Source organism: Kitasatospora sp. NPDC002965 (assembly GCF_040611255.1).
Classification (GTDB): domain Bacteria; phylum Actinomycetota; class Actinomycetes; order Streptomycetales; family Streptomycetaceae; genus Kitasatospora.
Map to the genome: position 1 here is coordinate 1 of NZ_JBEXNT010000067.1, position 14,549 is coordinate 14,549.

Here is a 14,549-nt window from a genome sequence, read left to right on the forward strand (position 1 = left end):
GGTGCCGAGAGGGAGAAGCGAGGAAGCGACGAAGGAGCGCGGGAGCGCCGACCGTCGGCACCGGACCGAAGCGGCCCGGAGGCGAGCGGGCGACACCCGCCCCGAGCCGAAGGACCGCGCCGGTGCCGAGAGGGAGAAGCGAGGAAGCGACGAAGGAGCGCGGGAGCGCCGACCGTCGGCACCGGACCGAAGCGGCCCGGAGGCGAGCGGGCGACAGCACGTGTTGCGGGACACACGGGGAGATGCACCCGTCGGGCCTGGGCAGGCTGGTTACCGGCGGGTAGCATGACGGTGAAGCAGCGCCGCTCACGTCCCCTCGTGCGACGGACGGCGGCAGCCTGCCCACCTCAACCTGTTGGTCCCTGGGAGGAGAAGCCCCCGTGCCTCGTACCGCGAGGGACGTCGTCTTCGTCGATGGCGTCCGCACCCCGTTCGGCAAGGCCGGCCCGAAGGGCATCTACCACGAGACGCGCGCCGACGACCTGGTCGTCAAGTGCATCCGGGAGCTCGTGCGCCGGAACCCGAACCTGCCCGTCGAGCGCATCGACGAGGTCGCCGTCGCGGCCACCACGCAGATCGGCGACCAGGGTCTGACGATCGGCCGCACCGCCGCGCTGCTGGCCGGCCTGCCGAAGTCCGTCCCCGGCTACTCGATCGACCGCATGTGTGCCGGCGCGCTGACCGCCGTCACCGCGACCGCCGGCGGTATCGCCTTCGGCGCGTACGACATCGTCGTGGCCGGTGGCGTCGAGCACATGGGCCGCCACCCCATGGGCGAGGGCGTCGACCCGAACCCGCGCTTCGTCTCCGAGAAGCTCGTCGACGAGTCCGCCCTGTTCATGGGGATGACCGCGGAGAACCTGCACGACCGGTTCCCGCACATCACCAAGGAGCGCTGCGACGCCTACGCCGTGCGCTCGCAGGAGAAGGCCGCCAAGGCGTACGCCAACGGCGACATCCAGCCCGACCTGGTGCCGATCTCGATCCGCAACACCAACCCCGAGGTCGGCGAGACCGGCTGGGGCCTGGCCACCGTGGACGAGCCGCTGCGCCCGGGCACCACGATGGAGAGCCTGGCGGGTCTGAAGACCCCGTTCCGCCCGCACGGCAACATCACCGCGGGCAACTCGGCCGGTCTGAACGACGGCGCCACCGCCTCGCTGCTGGCCGCCGAGGACGTGGCCGAGGAGCTCGGCCTGCCGGTCAAGATGCGTATGGTCTCCTACGCCTTCGCGGGCGTCGAGCCCGAGGTGATGGGCATCGGCCCGGTGCCGGCCACCGAGAAGGCGCTGGCCAAGGCCGGTCTGACCATCGACGACATCCAGGCCTTCGAGGTCAACGAGGCCTTCGCCGTCCAGGTGCTGGCCTTCCTGGACCACTACGGGATCGCGGACGACGACGAGCGGGTCAACCCGTACGGCGGCGCGATCGCCTTCGGCCACCCGCTGGCCTCCTCCGGCGTGCGCCTGATGAACCAGCTGGCCCGCCGCTTCGAGCAGCGCCCGGACGTCCGTTACGGCCTCACCACGATGTGCATCGGCTTCGGCATGGGCGGCACCATCATCTGGGAGAACCCGCACTTCGAGGGTGGTAAGTGACCATGAGCACCACGACTGAGCTGCTGACCCGCGGCGCCGAACTCTTCCCCGGCGAGGTCGTCACCACCGCGCACGTCCGCCACCTGGACCTGCCGCTGCAGGCCGGCCGGCTGGCCCTGATCACCCTGGACAACGGCTTCGACCACACCAAGCCGACCACCTTCGGCCCGGGCTCGCTGCTCAAGCTGAGTGCGGCGCTGGACCAGGTCGAGGCGGAGGCCGCCGAGGGCACCGTCGTCGGTGCGGCGATCACCGGCAAGCCGTTCATCTTCGCGGTCGGCGCCGACCTCAAGGGCGTCGAGCTGCTCAAGGAGCACGCGGACGCGCTGGCCATCGGCAAGGGCGGCCACGAGGTCTTCAAGCGGATCGCCGCACTGCCCGTCCCGACCTTCGCGTTCTACAACGGCGCGGCGATGGGCGGCGGCGTCGAGGTCGGCCTGCACTGCGACTACCGCACGGTGTCCGCGGGCGTCCCGGCGTTCTCGCTGCCGGAGGTCTTCCTCGGCCTCGTCCCCGGCTGGGGCGGCTGTACCGTCCTGCCGAACCTGATCGGCCCGGCGAAGGCCGTCAAGGTCATCATCGAGAACTCGATGGCGCAGAACAAGCAGCTCAAGGGCAAGGACGTGTTCGAGCTGGGGATCGCCGACGCGATCTTCGAGCCGGCCGACTTCCTGGAGCAGTCGCTGCTCTGGGCGGCCCGTGTCCTCAAGGGCGACGTGACCGTCGAGCGCGAGGAGATCGACCGCGGCAAGGCCTGGGACGACGCCGTCGCCTGGGGCCGTCTGGTCGCCGACGCCAAGGTCCACGGTGCGGCCCCCGCCGCCTACCGGGCGCTGGACATCATCGCCCAGGTGAAGGACCAGGACCTCCAGGCCGGTTTCGACGCCGAGGACGCGGCCCTGGCCGACCTCATCATGGGCGGCGAGCTGCGCAGCGGCATCTACGCCTTCAACCTGGTGCAGCGCCGGGCCAAGCGCCCCGTCGGCGCGCCGGACAAGTCGCTGGCCCGCCCGGTCACCAAGGTCGGCGTCGTCGGCGCCGGTCTGATGGCCTCGCAGCTGGCGCTGCTGTTCGCCCGCCGTCTGGAGGTGCCGGTGGTCCTCACCGACATCGACCAGGAGCGCATCGACAAGGGCGTCGGCTACGTCCACGCCGAGATCGACAAGCTGCTCGGCAAGGGCCGGATCGGCCAGGACAAGGCCAACCGTCTCAAGGGCCTGGTCACCGGCTCGCTCGACAAGGCCGCCGGCTTCGCCGACGCGGACTTCGTGATCGAGGCCGTGTTCGAGGAGATGGGCGTCAAGCAGACCGTCTTCGCGGACCTGGAGAACGTGGTCTCGCCGACCTGCGTGCTGGCGACCAACACCTCCTCCCTGTCGGTCACCGAGATGGCCTCGAAGCTGAAGCACCCCGAGCGGGTCGTCGGCTTCCACTTCTTCAACCCGGTCGCGATCCTGCCGCTGCTGGAGATCGTCCGCGGCGAGCAGACCGACGACGTCGCGCTGGCCACGGCCTTCGGCGTCTCGAAGAAGCTGCGGAAGACCTCGGTGCTGGTCAAGGACGCCCCGGCGTTCGTGGTGAACCGGATCCTGACCCGCTTCATGGGCGAGATCCAGAACATCATCGACGAGGGCACCCCGATCGCCACCGTCGAGAAGGGCGTCGAGCCGCTCGGCCTGCCGATGTCCCCGATCGTGCTGCTGGAGCTGGTCGGCCCGGCCATCGCGCTGCACGTCTCGGAGACCCTGCACGGGGCCTTCCCGGAGCGCTTCACCGTCTCCGAGAACCTCGGCAAGGTGGTGAAGGCCGGCAAGCGCGGCTTCTACACCTGGGTCGACGGCAAGCAGATCCTCGACCCCGAGGTGCTGGAGCTGCTCTCCTTCGGCGACAGCGTGCTGACCGAGGAGCAGGTGCTCTCGCGGTCGCTGGAGGCCGTCGCGCAGGAGATCGGCCTGATGCTGGAGGAGGGTGTCGTCGCCGAGGCGCAGGACATCGACCTCTGCATGATCACCGGCGCCGGCTGGCCCTTCCACCTGGGCGGGATCACCCCGTACCTGGACCGTGAGGGCATCTCGGAGCGCGTGAACGGCAAGCCCTTCCTCGCCCCCGGTGTGGCCTCGGTGCCCGCCTGAGGAGTGCACGACGGAGCCCCGGTGACCGACGGATCGGTCACCGGGGCTCTTCCGCGTGCCGGGGCTCCTCCGCGTGCCGGGGCTCCTCCGCGTGCCGGCGCTCCTTCCCGTGCCGGGACTGCCGGACCGGGCGGCTGCCGGGCGGGCCCCGCCCCGACCGCCGGGGCGTCAGCGCTTGAGGCGGTAGACCACCGTGTCGGCGAAGACGCCGACCATCTCGTAGTGGGTGTCCAGCAGCGCCTCGATCTTCGGGATCATGCCGGGCTGGTACGGCGCGAGGCCGGAGTCGTCGACCACGACCTCGGGCAGGCCCTTGGCGATCTCCTGGTCGAAGGTCTGCCAGGCGTTGTCCACGGAGAACTGCTCGCCGACGTTGAGGCTGCTGTCCTTGCCGCCGCTGTAGTTGGTGAGGAATCCGGCGGTCAGGTACCGGGTGGCGGGCTTGCGGTCCGCGAGCCAGTACAGCTCCGGGTGCATGCCCCAGACCAGCACGGTGTCCTTGGGCGAGGTCTGGGCGGCGACCGCCGTGGCGACCTCGGTGGTGCGGCTGAGCCGCTCCCCCGGCCAGGCCAGCGCCAGGCCCCAGAAGACCGTGGCGGCGGCCGTGGTGTACACCAGGACCGGCTTCCAGCGGACCGCCGAGGTGGCGACCGCCCCGGTGCCCAGCAGCACCAGCGGGGGCATCAGCTGCAGGTAGTAGTGGCCGAAGAAGTGGAAGCCGACGCTGACCGCGATCACCGAGGACAGCAGCCAGACCCAGAGGTCCGTGGTGGAGCCGTGCTCCTCCCCGGCGACGGGTAGCGGGCGGTGGCGGTACTTCAGCCAGAGCCGTCGGCCGACCGGCAGCAGGAAGCCGAGCCCGGCCCCGAGCAGGATCGCCGAGTTGCCGAGCGCCCGGCCGACCATCTGCAGCAGGGCGCCGCCCGCCGAGGCGTAGTCGCCGCTGCCGGTGACCACCCAGAAGAGGAAGCCCTTGGGCTTGGTGAGGATGACCGCGACCAGCGCTATCGGCAGCGTGAAGCCGAACCCGATCTTGAACAGGGCGGGCGGCCACCGGACGCCGCGCCGGCGGGCGTCCTGGTAGAGCATCCAGAGCACGGCCAGCAGCACCGCGCCGCCGGTCTGCTTGGTCAGCGAGCAGAGCGCCACCGCGATGCCCGCCGCCAGCCAGCGGCGCCGCTCGGCGTACCGGAAGGCGGCCACCATGGCGGGCAGCATGAAGACCTCGAAGGTCGCCGCCTGGGTGTCCTCCGGGGAGAGCCCGATGGAGACCAGCAGGTAGAGCAGCCCGGCGCCGGCGCCGGCCCGGTTGCCCCAGCGGCCGCGGGCGATCGAGGCCAGCAGGATCGCGGTGACCAGGTGGGCGCCCACCGCCAGCGTGCGCAGCGGCCAGAGCGAGGCGGAGCCGAAGACCGCGAACGAGGCCTGGTAGAGCCAGGGCAGGAGCGGCGGCTTGCGGTCGACCACGGTGTCGTACAGGACGCCGCCGTCGGCGAGCATCCGGGCCTGGGTGGCCAGGAAGCCCTCGTCGGGGCTCCAGACCGGCCGGACGAAGGACGGGATGTGGGTGACGAGCGCGACCAGGGCCAGCAACGGCACCAGCCGCGTCCAGTAGCCGACGCGGACGCGCTCCCAGCCCTCGGCCGGGGGTACCCCCAAGGGCAGGCGCTCGGCGAGCGCGGTCAGGCGGGATCGGGTGGGGGTCGGCACGGATGACAACCTACCGGGCGGGATCGGCGCCGGAAGCGCCGGTCCCGCCTTTCGGTGCGATTATCAGCCCGATCCGTACCCGATCCGTGCCTGATCCGTACCGAACTGTTGCCGAGCCGTCGACGTCGGACGGCCGGGACGGCCCCGGAGGGCCCGGCCGACCCGCACCGCCCCGATCGGCCGGGCGGGTGACCCGGCCGGGTCGGCGGAGGTCGGTCAGGCCTCGACGGCGGCCACGTCCAGCTTGGAGACCAGCGCCGTCACCTGACGGGCGACGTCCGGGGCGGTGAGACCGATCTCGGCGAGGATCTCCGGCCGCGAGGCGTGGTCCAGGAACTGCTGCGGAATGCCGAAGTCGCGCAGCGGCAGGTCCACGCCGGCGTCGCGCAGCGCCTGGGCGATCGCGGCGCCGACACCGCCGACCCGGCCGTTGTCCTCGACCGTGACGACCACCCGGTGCTCGGCGGCCAGGCCCGGCAGGGCCGGGTCGACCGGCTTGACCCAGCGCGGGTCCACCACGGTGGCGGTGACGCCCTGGGCGGCCAGCAGGTCGGCCACCTCCAGGCACATCGGGGCCAGCGCGCCGACCGAGACGATCAGCACGTCGGCGCGTCGGCCGTCGGCCGTCGGCCCGGCGGCGTCCGGCGCCGCCTCGCGCAGCACGTCCATGCCGCCGATCCGGCCGACCGCCGGGACGGCCGGACCGACCGAGCCCTTCGAGTAGCGGACCACGGTCGGGGCGTCCTTGACGTCGACCGCCTCGCGCAGCTGGGCGCGCACCTGGTCGGCGTCGCGCGGCGCGGCGAGCCGCAGGCCGGGGACGACCTGGAGGATCGACATGTCCCACATGCCGTTGTGCGAGGCGCCGTCGGTGCCGGTGACGCCGGCCCGGTCCAGCACGAAGGTGACGCCCAGCTTGTGCAGCGCGACGTCCATCAGCACCTGGTCGAAGGCACGGTTCAGGAAGGTCGCGTACACCGCGAAGACCGGGTGCAGGCCGCCGGTGGCCAGGCCGGCGGCGCTGGTGACGGCGTGCTGCTCGGCGATGCCGACGTCGAAGATCCGGTCCGGGAACGCCTGCGCGAACGGGGCCAGGCCGACCGGGTGGAGCATCGCGGCGGTGATGCCGACGATGTCCTCGCGCTCGTGCCCGAGCGCCACCATCTCCTCGGCGAAGACCGAGGTCCAGTCCTTGCCCGCGCTCTTGATCGGCAGGCCGGTCTCCGGGTGGATCACGCCGACCGCGTGGAAGCGGTCCTCGTCGTTGTTCTCGGCGGCGTGGTAGCCGCGGCCCTTCTCGGTGAGGCAGTGCACGATCACCGGGCCGCCGAAGCCGCGCGCCTTGGTCAGCGCGGACTCCAGGGCGGTGAGGTCGTGGCCGTCGATCGGGCCGATGTACTTGAGGCCGAGGTCCTCGAACATGCCCTGCGGCGCGATGAAGTCCTTCAGGCCCTTCTTGGCGCCGTGCAGGGTCTCGAACAGCTGCTGGCCGACCACCGGGGTGCGCTGCAGCGCGTCCTTGCCCCAGGAGAGGAACCGCTCGTAGCCCTGGGTGGTGCGCAGGGTGGCGAGGTGGTTGGCCAGGCCGCCGATGGTCGGCGAGTAGGAGCGCTCGTTGTCGTTGACGACGATGACGACCGGGCGGTCCTTGGAGTCGGCGATGTTGTTGAGCGCCTCCCAGGCCATGCCGCCGGTGAGCGCGCCGTCACCGATCACGGCCACCACCGGGTCGTGCTTGCCCAGCAGCTCGTTGGCCTTCGCCAGGCCGTCGGCGTAGGAGAGCACGGTGGAGGCGTGCGAGTTCTCGATCACGTCGTGCTCGGACTCGGCGCGGGAGGGGTAGCCGGAGAGGCCGCCCTTGATCCGCAGCTGCGAGAAGTCCTGGCGGCCGGTGAGCAGCTTGTGGACGTAGCTCTGGTGGCCGGTGTCGAAGAGGATGCGGTCGCGTGGCGAGTCGAAGACCCGGTGCAGCGCGATGGTGAGTTCCACCACGCCGAGGTTGGGGCCGAGGTGGCCGCCCGTCTTGGAGACCTCCGTCACCAGGAAGGTCCGGATCTCCTGGGCCAGGGTGGCCAGCTGTCCGGGCGTGAGCCGGTCGAGATCGCGCGGTCCCCGAATGCGGGTCAGCAGGGCCACCCGTTCCTCCTCGTTCAGTGTTCGCGGACCGCGAGGTCCGACGGGCGTCGCTGCCCGGTGCGGCGGCACTCCCCGCCGCCTCGCGGTCGGTGCCGACCGGTCGAGTCTAATCTCCGGCCGCCGGACACCGGGCGGGGCGTCCGGTGCCACCGGCCGGTACACGCCAGTCACCTCGACGGTCACTCTTTCGGGTGAATCGCAGAAACCGGCGTGTCGGCGCGCCCGGACGGGCCCGGGGCGCACCGCGCCCGGGACGGCCGTGACCCGGCCGCCGACGGGGAGGGGCGGGCCCGGGGGCGGCCGTCCGCGGCCCGAGGGCTCCGGGGCTCAGGGGCTCCGGGGCTCAGGGGCTCCGGGGCTCAGGGGCTCAGGGGCTCCGGGGCTCAGGGGCGGGCGGTGGCGGCCGGGGTCGGGCGGCCGAGTGCGCCGGACTCCCCCATCTCGCTCATCACCAGCGCGAGCGCGCCCAGCACCTCGGCGCGGCCGCCCAGGGTGCCGGGGACGACCGAGAGCTGGCGGGCGGCGCTGGGGATGGCGTAGCGGGCCACCGAGTCGCGGATCGGGGCGAGCACCAGCTCACCGGCCTCCGCGAGGTCACCGCCGAGGATCACGCGGCGCGGGTTGAGCAGGTTGCAGAGGGTCGCCACACCGGTGCCGATCTGCCGGCCGGCGTCGGCGATCACCCGGCGGCACCCGAGGTCGCCCTGGTGGGCCAGCTCGACCACCCGGGGCAGCGAGAGCTCCGGGCCGAGGGTCGGCACGAGCAGGTTGAGCAGGTAGCGCGAACCGACGAAGGTCTCCAGACAGCCCCGGTTGCCGCAGCGGCAGACCGGGCCGGCCTCGTCCAGGGTGATGTGACCGATCTCGCCCGCGGTGCCGCCCGGGCCGCGGTAGATCTGCCCGTTGACCACCAGCCCGGCGCCGACGCCGCTCGCCACCTTGATATAGGCGAGGTCGCTCAGCCCGCGTCCCGCGCCCCAGACCAGCTCGCCGAGCGCGCCGAGGTTGGCGTCGTTGTCGACGTGCACCGGCATGCCGAGCCGCTGGGCCAGCTCGCGCCCGGGGGCGATCCCGGTCCAGCCGGGCAGGATCGCGGTCGAACCCAGCGCGCCGGTCTCCACGTCGATCGGGCCGGGGACGCCCAGGCCCACGCCGATCACCTTCTCCGGCCGGAACCCGGCCTCGGCGAGGAGCCGTTCGACCAGGGCCTCGGCCCGGTCGAAGCCCTGCGCGGCCGAGACGTCGACGTCGATCGGGGCGCTCTCCTCGGCGAGCACCCGGTGCGCGAGGTTGCCGACCGCGACCCTCAGGTGGGTGTGGCCGAAATCGATCCCCACCACGATGCCCGCGTCCCCGCTGAGCGAGACGCTGCGGGCGCGCCGCCCGCCGGAGGAGGTGTCGGCGACCACGACGGTGCCGCTCTCCTTCAGTTCCCGGACGATGTTGGACACGGTGGCCGCCGAGAGACCGGTGCCGCGGGCGATCTCGGCCTGCGTCAGCGAGCCGGCCATCCGCACCGCGCGGAGCACCCGTTCCAGGTTGGCCCGGTGCAGTGAGGACTGCGAGCCCGGTGTGTCCGTGGACATGATCCACCCTCCCAAGGGCGCGGGGACCCCTCCGCCGGGCGTCCCCTTTCAAGTCCTGAAGCCTAGGGCCTGCGGCGAGGGGAGGGCGCGGTCATCCGTGAACGGGAGGAGCGGCGCCGGGGCGGTGGCGGCCCGGGGACGGGTGAGGACTCCGGACAGAAACCGGAGCGGGACCGGGGAGAGGCTGGGGAGAGAGCGGGGAGAACGGGGGCGCAGGGCGCCCCGGCACCGGCCCGCCGGGCCCTGCGGGCGGGCAACCGGCCGGTCCGACCCCAGGTCAGGGCCGCGGTGCACGGCGATACGGGCGCCAGGGACCGTCCGAAAACCGTCCCCCCGTACGATGGTGCCCAATCTCACCCGTCCCACCGGCCGCGGACGTGAACCGGCCGGGGGACGCTTCCAGACATGACGGGGCATCAGATGGCAGGGGATCACCCTACGCCGGGGGCGGGCGACACGCCCGGCGGCGGTCAGGACAACCGGGGCGTCTCGCTCGGGCGCAAGCCCGGTGGCGTGGACCCGGCGGCCGTGGCGGACCAGCAGACACAGCTCGACGGGTCGGCGGTGCCCGGGCAGGCGGCGCCGCCCGCACCGGCCGGCTCACCCCCGGCACCGGGCACGCCGCCGGCCCAGCCCCCGGCCGCGGGCCAGGGCTACGCCTACGCGCCCACCGCCCCCGCCTTCCCCGCGCAGGGTCCGCCCCCGGGCGCCCCGGTCGGCCCGTACGACCCGAACGCGGGCCAGCAGTTCGGCGCCCCGAACGCGGGCCAGCCCTACGGCTACGCGGCCCCGCCGCCCGCCGACGGCGGCGCCGGGTACGGCTACCCGCAGCAGGGCGGCTACGGCTTCCCCGGTGCGCCGGTGCCGGCCGCGCCCAAGCAGCGCAACCCCGTGATGATCTGGGGCGGCATCATCGGCGGTGTGCTGGCGATCGCCATCGTCGCCGCGCTGATCGTGCTGTTCACCGACGACAAGAAGAAGAACGACGACCCGCCGGCCGCGACCGGCGGCACCAGCGGCGAGGTCACCGGCGGTTCCACCAGCGGCACGACCACCGCACCCACCACCGGGGCCACCAGCAGCCCGACCACGGGCGGCGGCGGTGGCAAGGCCGGTGCCTACAACCTCGCGTGGGCCGCCGAGAAGCCGGCCGCCGGGGGCAGCAGCTCGCGGCTGCTCGCCATCTGGGGCGCCGAGAAGACCGCGGTGCGCGTCGACACCACCAGCGTCCGGGGCATCAGCACGGTCGACGGCAAGGAGGCCTGGAACATCCCGGTGCCGGCCGGCACCAAGGAGTTCTGCTCCGCCTCGTACAGCACCAACGCCAAGCACATCGCCGCGATCTCGCTGAACACCGGTGACAGCGACTGCTCCACCATCGCCGCGGTCGACGTCGCCGCCGGCAAGCTGCTCTGGACGGTCAAGGTCGGCCAGCAGCGGATGTCCTCCCCGTCGCTGACCGTCACCGACAAGGTCGTCGGCATCGGCGCCAACACGGCCGCCGCGATCAACATCACGGACGGCACCCCGGTCTGGGCGTTCCAGCCGCGCGAGAAGGACTGCAGCGTCTACGGCACCGCCGCCGGCGCCCAGATCGTCGTCACCGACCGCTGCTACGGCCTCAACACCACCGTCAAGTCGCAGCTGGTGGTCGTGGAGACGGACAGCGGCAAGGTCACCTCGCCCGCGCCGATCACGCTCGGCGGCACCATCGAGCGGGTCGACAAGGTCCTCTCGGACCAGCCGCTGGTGCTGCTGGTGACGAACGGTCCGAACGGCGACTACATCCTGCCGTTCGACAAGACCAACAAGGCCGGCAACCAGATGTCGGTCAAGGAGCCCGGCTACGACAGCCTGCGGCTCAGCGGCCAGGCCGACGCGTTCAGCCTGAACGTGATCAGCGGCACGACGCTGTACGTGCAGACCAACCCGACCAAGCCGGCGATCAACGCGTACGACCTGAACACCGGCAAGCGGCTCTGGTCGACCACCGGTGACGCCAAGGACGGGCTGCGGCTGGTCTCCGGCACCGACAAGGACGGCAAGGTCCGGGCCATCCTGGACATGGGCTACGGCAAGGACGCCAAGCTGGTGACCCTCTCGCCGACCGACGGTGCGGCGACCGAGCTCGGCGCCATCATCGAGAGCAAGAACGTCGACCTCAACATCGGCCTCAGCCTCACCGAGTTCGTGATGCAGTCGGACGGGTCGCTGTACGGCTTCGGGCGCAGCAGCTCCGACGCGCCGGTGGCCAAGTACGTCAAGAAGTGACGCCGCAACGGTGATCCCGCCGGACACCCGGCGGGACGGGCGGGGCGGGGGGGGGGGGACCCCCCCCCCCCCCCCCCCCCCCCCCCCCCCCCCCCCCCCCCCCCCCCCCCCCCCCCCCCCCCCCCCGCACCCCCGGGGGCCGGGGGGGGGGGGGGGGGGTCCCCGGACCACCCCCGCCCCGCCTTCGTCGTCCCCCCCCTCCGGCCCGGCCCGCCCCTCCCGTCCGACGGCCGCGGGCATATTCCTCCGGACCCGGCGGGCGGGCATGGCAGGATGCCAGGCATCAGCCTGACGAAGGAGTCCAGCGAGTGCCCGGCACCAACCTGACCCGTGACGAGGCCCGCACCCGGGCCGACCTCCTGCACGTGGACGCGTACGAGATCGAGCTCGACCTGAGCTCCGCCCGAGAGGGGGGCACGTTCCGGTCCACCACCGTGGTCCGGTTCACCGCCCGCACCCCCGGCGCGGCCACCTTCATCGACCTGGTCGCGCCGAGCGTGGAGGAGATCGTCCTCAACGGCGAGCGGCTCGACAACGCCAACTTCGCCGACAGCCGGATCGCTCTCCCGGGGCTCGCCGCCGAGAACGAGCTGCGGATCGTCGCCGACTGCGCCTACACCAACACGGGTGAGGGCCTGCACCGGTTCGTCGACCCCGTCGACGGCGAGACCTACCTGTACACCCAGTTCGAGGTGCCGGACGCCCGCCGGGTCTTCGCCTCCTTCGAGCAGCCCGACCTCAAGGCCGCCTTCACGTTCACCGTGACCGCGCCCACCGGCTGGGTGGTGGTCTCCAACTCGCCCCCCCCGACGCCTGAGGGCGAGGGCGACAGCCAGGTCTGGCGGTTCGAGCCGACCGGCCGGATCTCCACCTACATCACCGCGCTGATCGCCGGCCCGTACGTCGGTGTCTTCGACGCGTACCGGAACGGCGACCAGGAGGTGCCGCTGGGCATCTACTGCCGTCCCTCGCTGCGCGAGTTCCTGGACGCCGAGGCGATCTTCGAGGTCACCCGGCAGGGCTTCGACTACTTCCAGGAGAAGTTCGACTTCCCCTACCCCTTCGCCAAGTACGACCAGCTGTTCGTCCCGGAGTTCAACGCCGGCGCGATGGAGAACGCGGGCGCCGTCACCCTGCGCGACCAGTACGTGTTCCGGTCCAAGGTGACCGACGCCGCGTACGAGGCACGCGCCGCGACGATCCTGCACGAGCTCGCCCACATGTGGTTCGGCGACCTCGTCACCATGGAGTGGTGGAACGACCTCTGGCTCAACGAGTCGTTCGCGACCTTCGCCGAGGCCGTCTGCCAGGCCGAGGCCCCCGGCTCCAAGTGGCCCAACTCCTGGACCACCTTCGCCAACCAGATGAAGACCTGGGCGTACCGGCAGGACCAGCTGCCGTCCACCCACCCGATCATGGCCGACATCAACGACCTGGAGGACGTCCAGGTCAACTTCGACGGCATCACCTACGCCAAGGGCGCCTCGGTGCTCAAGCAGCTGGTGGCGTACGTCGGCCAGGACGCGTTCTTCGAGGGCGTGCGGGCCTACTTCAAGCGGCACGCCTGGGGCAACACCCGGCTCAGCGACCTGCTCGGCGCCCTGGAGGAGGCCAGCGGCCGCGACCTCAAGGCCTGGTCCACCGCCTGGCTGGAGACCGCCGGCATCAACGTGCTCCGCCCCGCCCTCACGCTCAACACCGACGGCGAGATCGAGTCCTTCGCCGTCCTCCAGGAGGCCCCCGCGCTGCCCGCCGGCGCCAAGGGCCACGCCGTGCTCCGCCCGCACCGGATCGCCGTGGGCCTCTACGAGCTGAACGACGGCGCCCTGATCCGCACCGACCGGATCGAGCTGGACGTCGACGGCCCGCGCACCGAGGTGCCCGAGCTCACCGGCCGGCACCGCCCGGCCGTCATCCTGCTCAACGACGACGACCTCTCCTACGCCAAGGTCCGGCTCGACGAGGACTCGCTGGCCGTCGTCACCGAGCACCTCGGCGGCTTCCCCGACTCGCTGCCGCGCGCCCTGTGCTGGGCCTCCGCCTGGGACATGACGCGGGACGGCGAGCTGGCCGCCCGCGACTACCTGACGCTGGCCCTCTCCGGCCTGCGGCGGGAGTCCGACATCGGTGTCGTCCAGTCGGTGCAGCGCCAGGTGCGGCTCGCCCTCGACGCCTACGCCGACCCGGCCTGGCGCGAGCAGGGCCTGTCCCGCTGGGCCGAGGCCGCCGAGGACCGGCTGCGCACCGCCGAGGCGGGCAGCGACCACCAGCTGGCCTGGGCCCGCGTCCTGGCCTCCGTCGCCCGGACCGACGGTCAGCTCGGCCTGATCGCCGGCCTGCTGGACGGCTCCGTCGAGATCGCCGGCCTGGCCGTCGACACCGAGCTGCGCTGGACCCTGCTGGGCCGGCTCGCCGCCACCGGGCGCGCCGACGAGGCCGCGATCGCGGCCGAGCTCGCCCGCGACAACACCGCGGCCGGCCAGGAGCACGCCGCCAGCTGCCGGGCCGCCCGGCCGACCGCCGAGGCCAAGGCGGAGGCCTGGGCCTCGGTCGTCGAGTCGGACACGCTCACCAACTACGTGCAGGCGGCGGTGATCGGCGGCTTCCAGCAGACCGACCAGCGCGAGCTGCTGGCGCCGTACGTGGCGAAGTACTTCGCGGCGGTCAAGGACGTCTGGGAGTCCCGCAGCCACGAGATCTCGCAGCAGATCATCGGCGGGCTCTACCCGGGCCTGCTGGTCGAGCAGGCCACGCTGGACGCCACCGACGCGTGGCTGGACTCGGCCGACCCGGCGCCGTCGCTGCGGCGTCAGGTCGTCGAGGCGCGGGCCGGGATCGAGCGGGCGCTCAAGGCGCAGGCCGCCGACCGGGCGGCGGGCGCACGGGGCTGAGGTCCCGGCGCGGCCGACCGCCGTCCCCCTGCCTCCCGCCGCCGGGACTTCCCGGTGGCGGGAAGCGGGGGGCGGGGCCGGGGCGGGAATGCCCGAGGGGGGGGCGGGCGGGGGGCGGCGCCCCCCGCGGGGGGGGGGGGGGGGGGGGGGGGGGGGGGGGGGGGGGCCCGGGGGCCCGGGGGGGGGGGGGGCCCGCCCCCCCCCCCCCCCCTCGGGGTCTTGCTG

7 protein-coding genes are annotated in these 14,549 nt (G+C 73.0%); 4 read left to right on the plus strand and 3 right to left on the minus strand.

Annotated elements, in window-relative coordinates; genetic code table 11:
• Window positions 1-380 precede the first annotated feature (380 nt).
• Both ABZY91_RS24260 and ABZY91_RS24265 read left to right on the plus strand, forming a co-directional pair.
• On the plus strand, window positions 381-1,598 hold the full coding sequence (locus ABZY91_RS24260; RefSeq protein ID WP_329882069.1) for an acetyl-CoA C-acyltransferase: 1,218 nt from the start codon (window positions 381-383) through the stop codon (window positions 1,596-1,598).
• 2 nt (window positions 1,599-1,600) lie between these two features.
• Window positions 1,601-3,730: a 3-hydroxyacyl-CoA dehydrogenase NAD-binding domain-containing protein gene (locus tag ABZY91_RS24265; RefSeq protein ID WP_355405207.1), complete on the plus strand. Its 2,130-nt coding sequence runs from the start codon at window positions 1,601-1,603 to the stop codon at window positions 3,728-3,730.
• A 168-nt stretch (window positions 3,731-3,898) separates the two neighbouring features.
• Here the strand turns inward: ABZY91_RS24265 and ABZY91_RS24270 are convergent, their stop codons facing one another.
• The 3 genes from ABZY91_RS24270 to ABZY91_RS24280 all read right to left on the minus strand — a co-directional run bounded on the left by ABZY91_RS24270 (window position 3,899) and on the right by ABZY91_RS24280 (window position 9,162).
• A complete protein-coding gene (locus ABZY91_RS24270; protein ID WP_329882067.1) occupies window positions 3,899-5,440 on the minus strand; it encodes a glycosyltransferase family 39 protein in 1,542 nt (513 codons plus the stop codon).
• Between the two features lie 216 nt (window positions 5,441-5,656).
• The gene (gene dxs, locus ABZY91_RS24275; RefSeq protein WP_355405208.1) at window positions 5,657-7,576 is read right to left on the minus strand and encodes a 1-deoxy-D-xylulose-5-phosphate synthase; all 1,920 of its coding nucleotides are present in this window, start codon (window positions 7,574-7,576) and stop codon (window positions 5,657-5,659) included.
• 383 nt (window positions 7,577-7,959) lie between these two features.
• On the minus strand, window positions 7,960-9,162 hold the full coding sequence (locus tag ABZY91_RS24280; RefSeq protein WP_329882065.1) for an ROK family transcriptional regulator: 1,203 nt from the start codon (window positions 9,160-9,162) through the stop codon (window positions 7,960-7,962).
• 420 nt (window positions 9,163-9,582) lie between these two features.
• Here ABZY91_RS24280 and ABZY91_RS24285 point away from each other — a divergent pair, with 420 nt between their 5' ends.
• The gene (locus ABZY91_RS24285; RefSeq protein ID WP_355405209.1) at window positions 9,583-11,433 is read left to right on the plus strand and encodes a PQQ-binding-like beta-propeller repeat protein; all 1,851 of its coding nucleotides are present in this window, start codon (window positions 9,583-9,585) and stop codon (window positions 11,431-11,433) included.
• 308 nt (window positions 11,434-11,741) lie between these two features.
• Entirely contained in the window at window positions 11,742-14,324 is a 2,583-nt protein-coding gene (gene pepN, locus ABZY91_RS24290) for an aminopeptidase N (RefSeq protein WP_355405210.1), read from the plus strand.
• Window positions 14,325-14,549 lie beyond the last annotated feature (225 nt).

Excerpts from the sequence above, each read along its gene's own strand:
- ABZY91_RS24265 (WP_355405207.1), top strand. The coding sequence starts at position 1,601 with ATGAGCACCACGACTGAGCTGCTGACCCGCGGCGCCGAACTCTTCCCC.
- ABZY91_RS24280 (WP_329882065.1), bottom strand. The coding sequence starts at position 9,162 with ATGTCCACGGACACACCGGGCTCGCAGTCCTCACTGCACCGGGCCAAC.
- ABZY91_RS24285 (WP_355405209.1), top strand. The coding sequence starts at position 9,583 with ATGGCAGGGGATCACCCTACGCCGGGGGCGGGCGACACGCCCGGCGGC.